The organism is Enterobacter sp. PL_is511, from assembly GCF_055816065.1.
The window spans coordinates 316122-328794 of record NZ_JBVPGP010000021.1 but is presented as its reverse complement, the minus strand read 5'-3'; the positions used below and the strand labels follow the sequence as shown (position 1 = coordinate 328794).

General features: G+C 55.9%; 14 protein-coding genes. 10 read left to right on the top strand and 4 right to left on the bottom strand.

Features of this window, described 5'->3' with window-relative positions; genetic code table 11:
• Positions 1-20 precede the first annotated feature (20 nt).
• Complete coding sequence (gene hmpA / locus AC0TN7_RS10870; protein WP_473702151.1) at positions 21-1211, bottom strand: NO-inducible flavohemoprotein; 1191 nt, start codon at positions 1209-1211, stop codon at positions 21-23.
• A 304-nt stretch (positions 1212-1515) separates the two neighbouring features.
• On the opposite strand from hmpA, the gene glyA reads away from it, so the two are divergent.
• Positions 1516-2769 carry a serine hydroxymethyltransferase gene (glyA, locus tag AC0TN7_RS10865; protein ID WP_008502165.1) on the top strand — a complete coding sequence of 418 codons (1254 nt, stop codon included), beginning with the start codon at positions 1516-1518 and terminating at the stop codon, positions 2767-2769.
• Positions 2770-2823: 54 nt separating this feature from the next.
• Here glyA and AC0TN7_RS10860 read toward each other — a convergent pair whose 3' ends face one another.
• Positions 2824-3246 (bottom strand): DoxX family protein, encoded by a 423-nt coding sequence (locus AC0TN7_RS10860; protein WP_008502164.1) that lies wholly within the window; start codon positions 3244-3246, stop codon positions 2824-2826.
• Positions 3247-3418: 172 nt separating this feature from the next.
• On the opposite strand from AC0TN7_RS10860, the gene AC0TN7_RS10855 reads away from it, so the two are divergent.
• Positions 3419-4564: a 3-phenylpropionate MFS transporter gene (locus AC0TN7_RS10855; protein WP_008502163.1), complete on the top strand. Its 1146-nt coding sequence runs from the start codon at positions 3419-3421 to the stop codon at positions 4562-4564.
• Here the strand turns inward: AC0TN7_RS10855 and csiE are convergent.
• Positions 4559-5836 carry a stationary phase inducible protein CsiE gene (csiE, locus tag AC0TN7_RS10850; protein ID WP_024908636.1) on the bottom strand — a complete coding sequence of 426 codons (1278 nt, stop codon included), beginning with the start codon at positions 5834-5836 and terminating at the stop codon, positions 4559-4561. The genes AC0TN7_RS10855 and csiE overlap by 6 nt on opposite strands.
• Positions 5837-5961: 125 nt before the next feature.
• Here csiE and AC0TN7_RS10845 point away from each other — a divergent pair, with 125 nt between their 5' ends.
• Both AC0TN7_RS10845 and AC0TN7_RS10840 read left to right on the top strand, forming a co-directional pair.
• Positions 5962-6600, top strand: coding sequence for a DUF1007 family protein (locus AC0TN7_RS10845; protein WP_024908637.1), 639 nt, complete (start codon positions 5962-5964; stop codon positions 6598-6600).
• Positions 6591-7571, top strand: coding sequence for a nickel/cobalt transporter (locus tag AC0TN7_RS10840; protein WP_061714627.1), 981 nt, complete (start codon positions 6591-6593; stop codon positions 7569-7571). Before AC0TN7_RS10845 ends, AC0TN7_RS10840 begins: the two co-directional genes overlap by 10 nt.
• 40 nt (positions 7572-7611) lie before the next feature.
• Here the strand turns inward: AC0TN7_RS10840 and suhB are convergent, their stop codons facing one another.
• Entirely contained in the window at positions 7612-8415 is an 804-nt protein-coding gene (gene suhB / locus AC0TN7_RS10835) for an inositol-1-monophosphatase (RefSeq protein WP_024908639.1), read from the bottom strand.
• Positions 8416-8546: 131 nt separating this feature from the next.
• Here suhB and trmJ point away from each other — a divergent pair, with 131 nt between their 5' ends.
• From trmJ to hscB, 6 genes are all read left to right on the top strand, one after another.
• Positions 8547-9272 carry a tRNA (cytosine(32)/uridine(32)-2'-O)-methyltransferase TrmJ gene (trmJ, locus tag AC0TN7_RS10830; protein WP_024908640.1) on the top strand — a complete coding sequence of 242 codons (726 nt, stop codon included), beginning with the start codon at positions 8547-8549 and terminating at the stop codon, positions 9270-9272.
• A gap of 218 nt (positions 9273-9490) precedes the next feature.
• Positions 9491-9982 (top strand): Fe-S cluster assembly transcriptional regulator IscR, encoded by a 492-nt coding sequence (iscR, locus tag AC0TN7_RS10825; RefSeq protein ID WP_024908641.1) that lies wholly within the window; start codon positions 9491-9493, stop codon positions 9980-9982.
• 119 nt (positions 9983-10101) lie between these two features.
• Positions 10102-11316, top strand: a complete 1215-nt coding sequence (iscS, locus tag AC0TN7_RS10820) for a cysteine desulfurase (RefSeq protein ID WP_473702150.1) — start codon at positions 10102-10104, stop codon at positions 11314-11316.
• Positions 11317-11340: 24 nt separating this feature from the next.
• Positions 11341-11727 carry a Fe-S cluster assembly scaffold IscU gene (iscU, locus tag AC0TN7_RS10815; protein WP_003860661.1) on the top strand — a complete coding sequence of 129 codons (387 nt, stop codon included), beginning with the start codon at positions 11341-11343 and terminating at the stop codon, positions 11725-11727.
• Positions 11728-11740: 13 nt separating this feature from the next.
• Entirely contained in the window at positions 11741-12064 is a 324-nt protein-coding gene (gene iscA / locus AC0TN7_RS10810; protein WP_003860659.1) for an iron-sulfur cluster assembly protein IscA, read from the top strand.
• Positions 12065-12143: 79 nt separating this feature from the next.
• Entirely contained in the window at positions 12144-12659 is a 516-nt protein-coding gene (gene hscB / locus AC0TN7_RS10805) for a co-chaperone HscB (protein ID WP_223561220.1), read from the top strand.
• Positions 12660-12673 lie beyond the last annotated feature (14 nt).

Below are 12673 nucleotides of genomic sequence, written 5' to 3'. Positions count from 1 at the left end.
TCGAACGAGGGGCTTTTTCATTACAGCACCTTATGCGGGCCGAAGCACTCGTAATGAATGCTGTCTTTGTTCACGCCCAGCCCCACCAGCTGCTGCGCGGCATACTGCATAAACGCCACCGGCCCGCAGACGTAGAACTGCATGTCCGGCGCGCTAAACGCCCCTTCCATCTGGCTTAAATTCATCAGACCTTCGCTGTCAAAGCGTGCAGCTGCGCGGTCTGCCTCCGTCGGCAGGCGATACCAGGTGTGCGCGGTGAAGCGCGGCAGGGACGCCCCGAGCGTTTTCACCTCCTCCGCAAAGGCGTGTACGTCGCCGTTCTCGGCGGCATGGAACCAGTTAACCTGCGCGCCGTGGCGAGATTTTGCCAGCGTATCGAGCATCGCCAGCATTGGCGTTTGGCCGACGCCCGCAGAGATCAGCGTGACCGGTGTATTAGTGTCAACGTCCATAAAGAAGTCGCCCGCCGGCGCGGCCAGATGGACCACGTCGCCCACGTTCGCTTCGTTGTGCAGCCAGCTGGAAACCTGACCGCCGTCCTCACGCTTCACCGCAATGCGGTAGCCTTTGCCGTTTGGCTTGCGGGTAAGAGAATACTGACGGATCTCCTGATGCGGGAAGCCTTCAGGCTTCAGCCACACGCCCAGATACTGGCCAGGCTGGTAATCGACCACCGGCTGTCCGTCCACCGGCTCAAACTCAAAGCTGGTAATCAATGCGCTGCGCGGGGTTTTCTCGACGATGCGGAACGCCCGCGTGCCTTCCCAGCCGCCGTTCTTGCTGGCGTTTTCGCTGTAGATCTGTGCTTCACGGTTGATAAACACGTTTGCCAGCACGCCGTAAGCTTTACCCCACGCGTCCAGCACCTCCTGGCCCGGGCTGAACATCTCGTCCAGCGTCGCCAGCAGGTGGCCACCCACAATGTTGTACTGCTCGGGTTGGATCTGGAAGCTGGTATGTTTCTGCGCAATCTTTTCTACCGCAGGCAGCAGTGCAGCCAGGTTTTCAATATTGCTGGCATAGGCCGCGATGGCGTTGAACAGCGCTTCACGCTGATCGCCGTTACGCTGGTTGCTCATGTTGAATATCTCTTTGAGCTCCGGGTTGTGCGTGAACATGCGATCATAGAAATGGGCGGTGAGTTTAGGGCCGGTTTCCACCAGCAGAGGAATGGTGGCTTTTACGGTAGCGATGGTTTGAGCGTCGAGCATGAGCGCGTCCTTCTGATGTCACTTTAATGATGTATTTTAAATACATCTTATAAAAAATACCCCTGCGTTGTAAATGGTTCTTTGCAAGATGAAAAATATGCATCACAAACCTGAAAAGAAATCCGCTGGAAAGGGCGAGAGCTTTATTCCTCAAACCCTTGCGTGGCGGGTAGGAAAACGTTTGCGTAAAATCGTTTGTCAAGACCTGTTATCACAGAACTAATCAGTTATACTGTTGCCCGTCGTCCAACAGGACTGCCTTTTCAGGCCAAAATTTACTTGTTAGCTGAGTCAGGAGATGCGGATGTTAAAGCGTGAAATGAACATTGCCGATTATGATGCCGAACTGTGGCAGGCTATGGAGCAGGAAAAAGTACGTCAGGAAGAGCACATCGAACTGATCGCCTCCGAAAACTACACCAGCCCGCGCGTCATGCAGGCGCAGGGTTCTCAGCTGACCAACAAATATGCTGAAGGTTACCCGGGCAAACGCTATTACGGCGGTTGCGAGTACGTTGATATCGTTGAGCAGTTGGCTATCGATCGTGCGAAAGAACTTTTTGGCGCTGACTATGCAAACGTCCAGCCGCACTCTGGCTCTCAGGCTAACTTCGCGGTCTACACCGCGCTGCTGCAGCCGGGCGATACCGTTCTGGGTATGAACCTGGCGCAGGGCGGCCACCTGACTCACGGCTCCCCGGTTAACTTCTCCGGCAAACTGTACAACATCATCCCTTACGGTATCGATGAGTCCGGTAAAATTGACTACGAAGACATGGCGAAGCAGGCTAAAGAGCACAAACCGAAGATGATCATCGGTGGCTTCTCTGCTTACTCCGGTATCGTTGACTGGGCAAAAATGCGTGAAATTGCAGACAGCATCGGTGCTTACCTGTTCGTTGATATGGCGCACGTTGCGGGTCTGATCGCCGCAGGCGTTTACCCGAACCCGGTTCCACACGCTCACGTTGTGACCACCACCACCCACAAAACCCTGGCGGGTCCACGCGGTGGCCTGATCCTGGCGAAAGGCGGTGACGAAGAGCTGTACAAAAAACTGAACTCCGCGGTGTTCCCAAGCGCGCAGGGCGGCCCACTGATGCACGTTATCGCGGCAAAAGCGGTCGCGCTGAAAGAAGCGATGGAGCCTGAGTTCAAGGTTTATCAGCAGCAGGTTGCTAAGAACGCCAAAGCGATGGTGGAAGTGTTCCTGAACCGTGGCTACAAAGTGGTATCCGGCGGTACTGAAAACCACCTGTTCCTGCTGGATCTGGTTGATAAGAACCTGACCGGTAAAGAAGCTGATGCTGCCCTGGGCCGCGCCAACATCACCGTGAACAAAAACAGCGTGCCAAACGATCCGAAGAGCCCGTTCGTGACCTCCGGTATCCGTATCGGTTCTCCGGCCGTGACTCGCCGCGGCTTCAAAGAAGCAGAAGTGAAAGAGCTGGCTGGCTGGATGTGTGACGTTCTGGACAACATCAATGACGAAGCGGTTATCGAGCGCGTCAAAGGTAAAGTTCTGGATATCTGCGCACGCTTCCCGGTTTACGCATAATTCCTCTGCTTTGCAGAAATAAAAAAGGCCGCGCATGCGGCCTTTTTTTATGGCTTAACGCCGGTCCAGGGAGATGGCGCCAGGTCCGACAATCGCCAGCAAAATAAAGGCGCCAGCAATACTGACGTTCTTGTAGAAATTAATCATATTCGGTACGACCGCATCGCCGGTCATATCCCAGTAGTGATGCCCAATCACCGCCGTTCCGAGGGTATAGAACACAAACAGTACCGCGAGAGGACGGGTAAAAAAGCCCAGTACGATCAGAATGGCGGCAGGCACTTCCATCACCACCGCAATAATGGCCGCCAGCATGGGCATCGGCGTTCCCAGCGAGGTCATGTATTGTACGGTGCCGCTAAACCCCGTCAGTTTTGGATAACCAAAGATAATAAACAGCACGACAAGTGCGATGCGGCCGATCAACAGCAGCAGGTGACGCGACTGACCGAAATCGAGATAACGTAGTGAGTTCATGGCAGAAAACCTCTGCAAGTGGAGTAATTTAAACGTAATACATATTTCCATTCCCTGCCATAAGCCAGGCGACTGCACAAGATGTTAATTTTTCGTTAATTTATAGCAGGCTATCTACTTGCTTAATTTTTATATTCTCGCCAGACTATGGCCTCGATTTCGGGAGGGATTCATGGTCTTGCATTCCACGCGCTGGCTGGCGCTCAGTTATTTCACCTATTTCTTTAGCTACGGTATTTTTCTGCCCTTCTGGAGTGTCTGGCTCAAGGGTATCGGCCTGACGCCCGAGACCATCGGCGTCCTGCTGGGGGCCGGGCTGGTGGCGCGTTTCCTCGGCAGCCTGCTGATTGCCCCGCGCGTCAGCGATCCCTCCTTACTGATCAAGGCCGTGCGCATTCTTGCTCTGCTGACCCTGGTCTTTGTGGCCTGCTTCTGGGTCAGCCACCAGTTTGCCTGGCTGATGGTGGTGATGGTCGGCTTTAACCTGTTCTTCTCACCGCTGGTGCCGCTGACGGATGCCCTGGCGAACACCTGGCAAAAGCAGATCACCATGGATTACGGTCGCGTGCGCCTGTGGGGCTCTATCGCCTTTGTGATTGGCTCGGCGCTGGTGGGCAAACTGGTCAGCCTGTACGATTACCGCGCCATTCTTGCCCTGCTGAGCATCGGCATTGCCTCGATGCTGCTGGGCATGCTGCTGCGACCGTCGGTGATGCCGCAAGGTGAAAGCCGCCATCAGGAGAGCGCTGGCTGGCCCGCCTGGCGGAGCCTGGTCGCACAAAGCTGGCGTTTTCTGGCGTGTGTGTGTCTCCTTCAGGGGGCGCATGCGGCGTATTATGGCTTCAGCGCCATCTACTGGCAGGGGGCAGGGTATTCCGCTTCCGCCGTGGGCTATCTATGGTCGCTGGGCGTGGTGGCCGAAGTCATTATCTTTGCCCTGAGCAAAAAACTGTTCCGTCGCTTTGGCGCGCGTGACCTGCTGCTGCTTTCCGCCGTGTGTGGGGTGGCGCGCTGGGGGATTATGGGCTGGACGACCGATCTGCCGTGGCTGATTGTGGCGCAAATACTTCACTGCGGCACCTTTACCGTGTGCCATCTGGCAGCCATGCGCTATATCGCTGCGCGCGAGGGCGGGGACGTGATTCGCCTGCAGGCCGTCTATTCGGCAGTGGCAATGGGGGGCAGTATCGCGATCATGACGGTGTTTGCGGGATTCCTCTATCAGCATCTGGGGCACGGCGTCTTCTGGGTGATGGCGCTGGTCGCCTTGCCCGCCATCGTTGTTCGCCCTAAAGTGGCCGCCCGCGCGTCGCTATGATTCCAGCATGGCGCGAATATGTTCTTGCTGCTGCGCGTTCAGTGTCTCAACGGCATGAATCAACGGCGGCGAGAACAGCGGCAGGGCCGTAGGGTAGGGGGTGATAACCAGCGCGGCTTCGCGCGGCGCCCCCTCTTTCTGAAAGGCCTGCAGCGTCAGGTAGCGAATGTTGAGCGGCAGCAGCGTCAGCTCGCGAAGCTGCTGTTCAATCCGCTCCTCGCTGGCTTTATCGTCTCCCGTCAGCAGGATCACCTGTTTTTCATGCAGGTCAGTCTCCTGCATCAGCCAGGCACCAAAAATCACCGCCACGAGGCTCATCTCTTCATCGGAAAAACGTAGCCCAAATTCCGCTTCCAGCTCAAACAGCGCCTCTTTCGTGGTGCGTAACAGTCGGGGATAAAGGCGGTGGATCTCCTCCGGCAGGTTATTGTCGATGCCGATCTCAAACAGCGAACGGTCCAGCGCCTGAGCCAGATGGATATACAGCTGATCGGTCAGCCCTTGTTCATCGCTGAAGTTCATCCCGGTCTGGGAACGAAAGCGGGCCACCATGCGCACGATGGCCCGACGTAGACGCTGATCCTGCTGGTGCTTATCAAGCACCGGATCGGGCGTGCGGAGCATCATAAACAGCAGCGCCAGAAACAGCTGTTCATCCCCGTGGGCACCCTGCGGGACGCGCCGTCTCCAGTGGCGCACGATCTCCTGGGCCGTAAAATACTCCCCTCTCGACTGGGTCCAGCTGCGCTGAACGTGGGAAAACTGCGGCGTATTCCCGAGCTGGTGCTGAATAAGGCAGTATTGTAGATAGAGTTGTAAAAACTGGACGTCGCGGCATTCAAACTGGCGCTGGAGCTTGCGTGAGCAGAAGCCGATCAGCGCCCTCAGGTTCGCATCGTCGTAAAGCGGACGCGCAATGCCGTGTTGTTTAAGCGCGGTTTTTAATGCGGGGGTAAACTGGTGCGAGACGAACTGCGGGCAAAGCCGCAGCGCCCGGCGCAGCCAGTGCAGCAGGCATAAACGCTGATTCAGGGCTGTGCCTTCAATCCGGTAGCAGCCGTCGTGGTGCGTGACGATATCCAGCCGGTGATAGCGCTGGATTTCATCGCGCGTCTCGGCTATATCTTGCCGTGCCATCGCGTCATCCACGCCGTTGGCAGCGATTATGCTCTGTGCGGTGACGGCAGCATCGGGCAGGTAAAGCATCAAAAGCACCTGGCAGCGGCGCTGCGAACTGGAAAGCACAGATGGAATTTCAAGCGTCGTCATCATCTGTCGGGTATCCAGTGTGAATGTTTGATAAGAATAGCTAAAGGATGAGCGCTGAAAAGCGCGCCGGCAGGCCTTTCACTCAGGATTGCTGGGGAACATCACAGAATTTTTGACGTGAGGAATTGATGCAAACAGTTAAACAATGTGCGATGGCGTTATTTTTGGCGGTTATCAGCTTAACCGCCAGCGCACACCCTCACAGCTTTATCGACCTCAAAACCGAGCTGGTCACCGACGGCACGCAATTGAGCGGCCTGAAAATGCGCTGGACGATGGATGAAATCACCTCGGCCGATCTGCTCTACGATGCGGGAAATGCGAAGCCCGGCGATGAAATCTGGAAAAAGCTGGCGGCGGAAGTAATGGCCAACGTGCTCGGCCAGCACTACTTCACTGAATTCTGGCACAACGGGCAAAAGGTCAAATTTCTGAACCGACCCACGGAATACGGGATGACGCGTGAAGGGCACCAGGCGGTGCTGACGTTCGTGCTTCCGCTGGCGCATCCGCAGCCGCTGGCGGGGCAAACGTACCGCTTTTCCACCTTTGACCCTACCTACTATGTTGACATGCGCTATGACAAAGACAGCGACGTACGGCTGCCGGACGCGCTGCAAAAAAGCTGCAAAATTGGCGTGCACACCCCGAAACCCAGCGAAGAGACGCTGAACTTTGCGGTCTCGCTTGATAAAGAAGATGCACCGCCCGAGGATATGGAATTGGGTAAACAGTTTGCGCAGGAGGTGACGTTACAATGTCAGTGATCTCCTCTCCGGTTCGGAAACCGCGCCGCTGGCTGCACCTCTGGCCGCTGGCGCTCTTTTTACTGTTAGCAGCTGGCGGTGCGCTGTGGCTGTGGCAGGCCTGGCCGCAGGTCATGATGAAAAGCATTATCTGGCAGCGTGAGGTCAACCAGCAGATGAGCGGTCTGCTGAAGGCGGTGGCGGAGAACCCGACAAAAGCGGGTGGTTCCCTGCTGGCGTTCAGTTTTGTCTATGGCGTTCTGCACGCCCTGGGGCCGGGGCACGGCAAAATCGTCATCACGACCTGGCTCGCCACCCATCCGTCAAAGTTGAAATCGAGTATCGGCCTGACGCTGGCCTCCTCGCTGCTTCAGGGCGGCGTGGCGATTGCGCTCGTGGTGGTCGTGCTTTCGCTGTTACAGCTTCCCGCGCGCCAGCTGCACTTGAGCAGCTTCTGGCTTGAAAAAGGGAGCTACGCGCTGGTGGGTTTGCTGGGGCTGATCCTCTGCTGGCGGGCGCTGAAAAAGCTGCGCGTGCTGCTGCAAAAGCCGAAATTCAAAACCTTTACGCCGCACCACGTTCATGATGAAAACTGCGGCTGCGGGCATCAGCATTTGCCAACACAGGAACAATTACAGAACGGCGACGACTGGCGCGCGCGGCTGGTGATTGTTCTCTCTATGGGCATGCGCCCGTGTTCGGGTGCCATCATGGTGCTGCTGTTCAGTAAGGTGATAGGCGTGTTCGGCTGGGGCATGCTGTCCGCGCTGGCGATGGCGTCAGGAACCTCTCTCACCATTTCGTCTTTAGCGCTGCTGGTACACAGCTTCCGTCAGCTGGCGGTCAAACTCAGCGGCAATAAAACGCCGGTGCTGTGGCGACAGGTAGGATGGACAACGCTTGCGCTGGCGGGCGGGGTGATTCTGCTGGTAGCGGCGGTAACGATGTGGATGAGTGCGGTGCCGGTGGGAAGGGGATTGCGGCCTTTTTAGTTTCAATTCCCTCTCCCACAGGGAGAGGGAATTACCGGGATTAACGCTTCAGCGCATCGCTCAGTTCATCACGCATGTTTGCCAGCATGGCTTTAACAACGCGTGGGTTACCTGCAACGATGTTGCCGGTAGACAGATAGTTATGGCCGCCGGTGAAGTCGCAAACAATGGCGCCTGCTTCACGTGCGATCAGCTCGCCCGCTGCAAAATCCCATGGCTTCAGTGAGAGTTCGAAGTAACCGTCAACGCGGCCGGTGGCAACATAGGCCAGATCCAGCGCAGCAGAACCGGTGCGACGGAAGTCCGCGCATTCGGTGAACAGTTTGCCCAGGATATTCATATAGGTGGTCGCGTGCTGTTTTGCCTTGAACGGGAAACCGGTCGCCAGGATGGTGCCGTCCAGATCGCGTGCGTTGCTGCAGCGCAGACGGTAGCCGTTCAGCTGTGCGCCCTGACCGCGGGTCGCGGTGAACAGTTCGTTACGCATTGGATCGTACACAACGGCGACTTCAGTACGGCCTTTAATGCGTACTGCGATAGACACAGAGAAGTGTGGCAGGCGTTTGACGAAGTTGGTGGTGCCATCCAGTGGATCGATAACCCATTGAACATCCTGATCGGTACCTTCATGTTCACCGCTTTCTTCGGTGATGATGGTGTGCTGTGGGTAAGATTTGCGGATCGTTTCGATAATAATCGCTTCTGCGGCTTTATCGACGTTCGTCACGAAATCATTGCTGCCTTTCTGGCTGGTTTCTACGGAGTCTGGCGTTTCGTAGTGTTTGGCAATTACATTACCCGCCTTGCGCGCTGCGCGCACGGCGATGGTCAGCATCGGATGCATCGGTCTCTCTCACTGGATGTTAAAGAACAGGAAAATCGGCGCAGAGTATAGCAGCGGGATCGGATTATGTCTCCCGTTTATGATAATATGCCCGAATATTCTTCAGACGCTGAATTCAGACATTAAAAATTATGCTGCAAAACATTCGAATCGTGCTGGTCGAAACATCGCACACCGGCAACATGGGCTCCGTTGCCCGCGCTATGAAAACCATGGGCTTAACGAACCTGTGGCTGGTTAACCCGCTGGTGAAACCCGACTCACAGGCTATCGCGCTGGCGGCCGGGGCCAGCGACGTGATCGGCAATGCCCAGATCGTCGACACCCTTGACGAAGCGCTGGCCGGCTGCAGCCTCGTTGTGGGTACCAGCGCGCGTTCGCGCACGCTGCCGTGGCCAATGCTCGATCCGCGCGAATGCGGTCTGAAAAGTGTCTCGGAGGCTGAACAGGCGCCGGTTGCGCTGGTGTTTGGCCGCGAGCGCGTTGGCCTGACCAACGATGAGCTGCAGAAGTGTCATTATCACGTCGCGATTGCGGCAAACCCGGAGTACAGCTCGCTGAACCTGGCGATGGCGGTGCAGGTTATCGCTTACGAGGTCCGTATGGCGTGGCTGGCAACGCAGGAAAAAGAGGTCGAGCCGAAGGAAGAGACGGCTTACCCGCTGGTGGACGACCTTGAGCGTTTCTACGGTCACCTGGAGCAGACGCTGCTCTCAACCGGCTTTATCCGTGAGGGCCACCCGGGCCAGGTAATGAACAAGCTGCGCCGCATGTTTACCCGCGCGCGTCCGGAAAGCCAGGAGCTGAACATCCTGCGCGGGATTCTGGCGTCGATTGAGCAGAAGAATAAAGAGTAGTGCCGGTTTGTTTTCTCTCTCCCTGTGGGAGAGGGGCGGGGTGAGGGCATCAGGCCGCACCTGTATTATGAAGGCACAGAAGGTTAAATACCTGACTAAAACAGTCAAGTAAATAGTTGACCATTTTAGTCAGGAATGTCAGACTTGGCCCTGCTATGCAATACCCCATTTTACTATAAAAAACCCCGGGCAGGGGCGAGTTTGAGGTTAAGTAAGACATGAGACTGACATCTAAAGGGCGTTATGCCGTGACCGCGATGCTGGACGTTGCGCTCAACTCCGAAGCGGGCCCGGTTCCGTTGGCTGATATTTCTGAACGACAAGGGATCTCCCTCTCTTATCTGGAACAGCTGTTCTCCAGACTGCGTAAAAATGGACTGGTTTCCAGCGTTCGTGGCCCAGGCGGCGGTTATCTGCTGGGTAAAGACGCGGGCAGTATTGCAGTTGGTGAAGTGATTAGCGCAGTTGACGAATCCGTTGACGCGACCCGTTGCCAGGGTAAAGGCGGCTGCCAGGGCGGCGATAAGTGCCTGACCCACGCGCTGTGGCGCGATCTGAGCGACCGTCTCACCGGCTTCCTGAACAACATCACCCTGGGTGAACTGGTCAATAACCAGGAAGTTCTGGATGTCTCTGGTCGTCAGCACAGTCAGGATTCCCAACGCAGCACCCGCGCGCAGGACGCTATCGACGTCAAACTGCGCGCGTAATAAAACGATAAGTATTTCAGAATCAGGCCGGGGCGAAGACTCGCCCCGTGTACTCGGTCGTACATCCAGCCGGTTGCCTGATTCCTTGCATTGAAGCGATGTACGGAGTTTAAAGAGCAATGAAATTACCGATTTATCTCGATTACTCCGCAACCACGCCGGTGGACCCGCGTGTTGCCGAGAAAATGATGCAGTGTCTGACCCTGGACGGAAACTTTGGTAACCCAGCTTCCCGTTCACACCGTTTTGGCTGGCATGCTGAAGAGGCGGTTGATATCGCCCGTAATCAGATTGCTGACCTGGTTGGTGCCGACCCGCGTGAGATTGTTTTCACCTCTGGTGCGACCGAATCCGACAACCTGGCGATCAAAGGTGCAGCCAACTTTTATCAGAAAAAAGGCAAGCACATCATCACCAGCAAAACCGAACATAAAGCCGTGCTGGACACCTGCCGTCAGCTGGAGCGTGAAGGGTATGAAGTCACCTACCTGGCGCCACAGAGCAACGGCATCATCGACCTGAAAGAGCTCGACGCGGCCATGCGTGATGACACCATTCTGGTCTCCATCATGCACGTCAACAACGAAATCGGCGTGGTACAAGACATCGCGACCATCGGCGAAATGTGCCGCGCGCGCGGTATCATCTACCACGTGGACGCGACCCAGAGCGTGGGCAAACTGCCTATCGACCTGAGCCAGCTGAAAGTGGACCTGATGTCCTTCTCCGGCCACAAAATCTATGGCCCGAAAGGGATTGGCGCGCTGTACGTTCGTCGTAAGCCGCGTATCCGCATCGAAGCACAGATGCACGGTGGCGGTCACGAGCGCGGCATGCGTTCCGGTACGCTGCCTGTTCACCAGATCGTGGGCATGGGCGAAGCCTACCGCATTGCAAAAGAAGAGATGGAAACCGAGATGGCACGCCTGCGCACGCTGCGTAACCGTCTGTGGGACGGCGTGAAAGATATGGAAGAAGTGTATCTGAACGGCGATCTCGAGCAGGGCGCACCGAACATCCTCAACGTCAGCTTCAACTATGTTGAAGGCGAGTCGCTGATCATGGCGCTGAAAGACCTGGCGGTTTCTTCCGGTTCTGCCTGTACCTCTGCAAGCCTTGAGCCATCCTACGTGCTGCGCGCGCTGGGTATGACTGACGAGCTGGCACACAGCTCTATCCGTTTCTCTTTAGGTCGTTTCACTACCGAAGAAGAGATTGACTACACCATCAAGCTGGTTCGCAACTCCATTGGCCGTCTGCGCGACCTTTCTCCACTGTGGGAAATGTTCAAGCAGGGCGTGGATCTTAACAGCATTGAATGGTCACATCACTAATCGGTACATAAGGAGAATTCAATCATGGCATACAGCGAAAAAGTCATCGATCATTACGAAAATCCACGCAACGTTGGCTCTTTTGACAACAGTGACGAATCTGTCGGTAGCGGCATGGTCGGTGCGCCGGCGTGTGGCGACGTGATGAAGTTGCAGATTAAAGTCAACAATGAAGGTATCATTGAAGACGCGCGCTTCAAGACCTACGGCTGCGGTTCTGCTATCGCCTCCAGCTCCCTGGTCACCGAATGGGTGAAGGGCAAGTCTCTGGACGAAGCACAGGCAATCAAGAACACGGATATTGCTGAAGAACTCGAACTGCCACCGGTGAAAATTCACTGCTCAATTCTGGCAGAAGACGCGATCAAAGCCGCCATTGCGGATTACAAAAGCAAACGTGAAGCAAAATAATTGAGGTTTGAGTATGTCGATTACCCTTAGCGACAGCGCTGCCGCGCGAGTAAGCTCTTTTCTGGCGAACCGTGGTAAAGGCTTTGGCCTGCGACTGGGCGTACGTACCTCCGGCTGTTCTGGTATGGCTTACGTACTGGAGTTTGTTGACGAACCGGCGTCTGACGACACCGTGTTTGAAGACAAGGGCGTGAAGGTGGTGGTCGATGGCAAAAGCCTGCAATTCCTCAACGGCACTCAGCTGGACTTCGTTAAAGAAGGCCTGAACGAAGGGTTTAAATTCACGAACCCGAACGTCAAAGACGAGTGTGGTTGCGGCGAAAGCTTCCACGTTTAACCGCGCGTCATCCGAAACCCCACCGTGGCGTACCCGCTGCGCGTGGGGTTTGTTATAACAGGCTACCCCTGAGATTGTTATGGATTACTTCACTCTCTTCGGACTTCCCGCTCAATACCCGATTGATCTCCAGGTGCTGACGATCCGCTTTCAGGATCTTCAGCGTCAGTACCATCCGGACAAATTCGCGAGCGGTACTCAGGCAGAACAGCTGGCTGCGGTATCGCACTCTGCGACCATCAACCAGGCCTGGCAGACGCTGCGCCATCCGCTGGCGCGCGCTGAGTATCTGCTCTCGCTCCACGGTTTTGATCTGGCGAGCGAACAGCACACCGTGCGCGACACGGCATTTCTGATGGAGCAACTGGAGCTTCGTGAAGAGCTCGATGAGATTGAACAGGCCAAAGACGAAGCGCGTCTGGAAAGCTTTATTACGCGCGTGAAGGGCATGTTCGATACCCGCCATCAGCAGATGGTGGAGCAACTGAACAACGAGACCTGGGACGTGGCGGCAGATACTGTGCGCAAACTCCGTTTTCTCGATAAACTGCGAAGCAGTGCTGAACAACTCGAAGAAAAGCTGCTCGATTTTTAATTTCGGAAGCAATT

What these genes read in the sequence shown, in the direction of transcription:
- csiE (WP_024908636.1), bottom strand. Translation starts at nt 5,836, where the DNA reads ATGATGACGACGCTTGAAATTCCATCTGTGCTTTCCAGTTCGCAGCGC.
- AC0TN7_RS10845 (WP_024908637.1), top strand. Translation starts at nt 5,962, where the DNA reads ATGCAAACAGTTAAACAATGTGCGATGGCGTTATTTTTGGCGGTTATC.
- glyA (WP_008502165.1), top strand. Translation starts at nt 1,516, where the DNA reads ATGTTAAAGCGTGAAATGAACATTGCCGATTATGATGCCGAACTGTGG.
- hscB (WP_223561220.1), top strand. Translation starts at nt 12,144, where the DNA reads ATGGATTACTTCACTCTCTTCGGACTTCCCGCTCAATACCCGATTGAT.
- AC0TN7_RS10840 (WP_061714627.1), top strand. Translation starts at nt 6,591, where the DNA reads ATGTCAGTGATCTCCTCTCCGGTTCGGAAACCGCGCCGCTGGCTGCAC.
- hmpA (WP_473702151.1), bottom strand. Translation starts at nt 1,211, where the DNA reads ATGCTCGACGCTCAAACCATCGCTACCGTAAAAGCCACCATTCCTCTG.
- trmJ (WP_024908640.1), top strand. Translation starts at nt 8,547, where the DNA reads ATGCTGCAAAACATTCGAATCGTGCTGGTCGAAACATCGCACACCGGC.
- iscA (WP_003860659.1), top strand. Translation starts at nt 11,741, where the DNA reads ATGTCGATTACCCTTAGCGACAGCGCTGCCGCGCGAGTAAGCTCTTTT.
- AC0TN7_RS10860 (WP_008502164.1), bottom strand. Translation starts at nt 3,246, where the DNA reads ATGAACTCACTACGTTATCTCGATTTCGGTCAGTCGCGTCACCTGCTG.
- iscR (WP_024908641.1), top strand. Translation starts at nt 9,491, where the DNA reads ATGAGACTGACATCTAAAGGGCGTTATGCCGTGACCGCGATGCTGGAC.
- AC0TN7_RS10855 (WP_008502163.1), top strand. Translation starts at nt 3,419, where the DNA reads ATGGTCTTGCATTCCACGCGCTGGCTGGCGCTCAGTTATTTCACCTAT.
- iscS (WP_473702150.1), top strand. Translation starts at nt 10,102, where the DNA reads ATGAAATTACCGATTTATCTCGATTACTCCGCAACCACGCCGGTGGAC.
- iscU (WP_003860661.1), top strand. Translation starts at nt 11,341, where the DNA reads ATGGCATACAGCGAAAAAGTCATCGATCATTACGAAAATCCACGCAAC.
- suhB (WP_024908639.1), bottom strand. Translation starts at nt 8,415, where the DNA reads ATGCATCCGATGCTGACCATCGCCGTGCGCGCAGCGCGCAAGGCGGGT.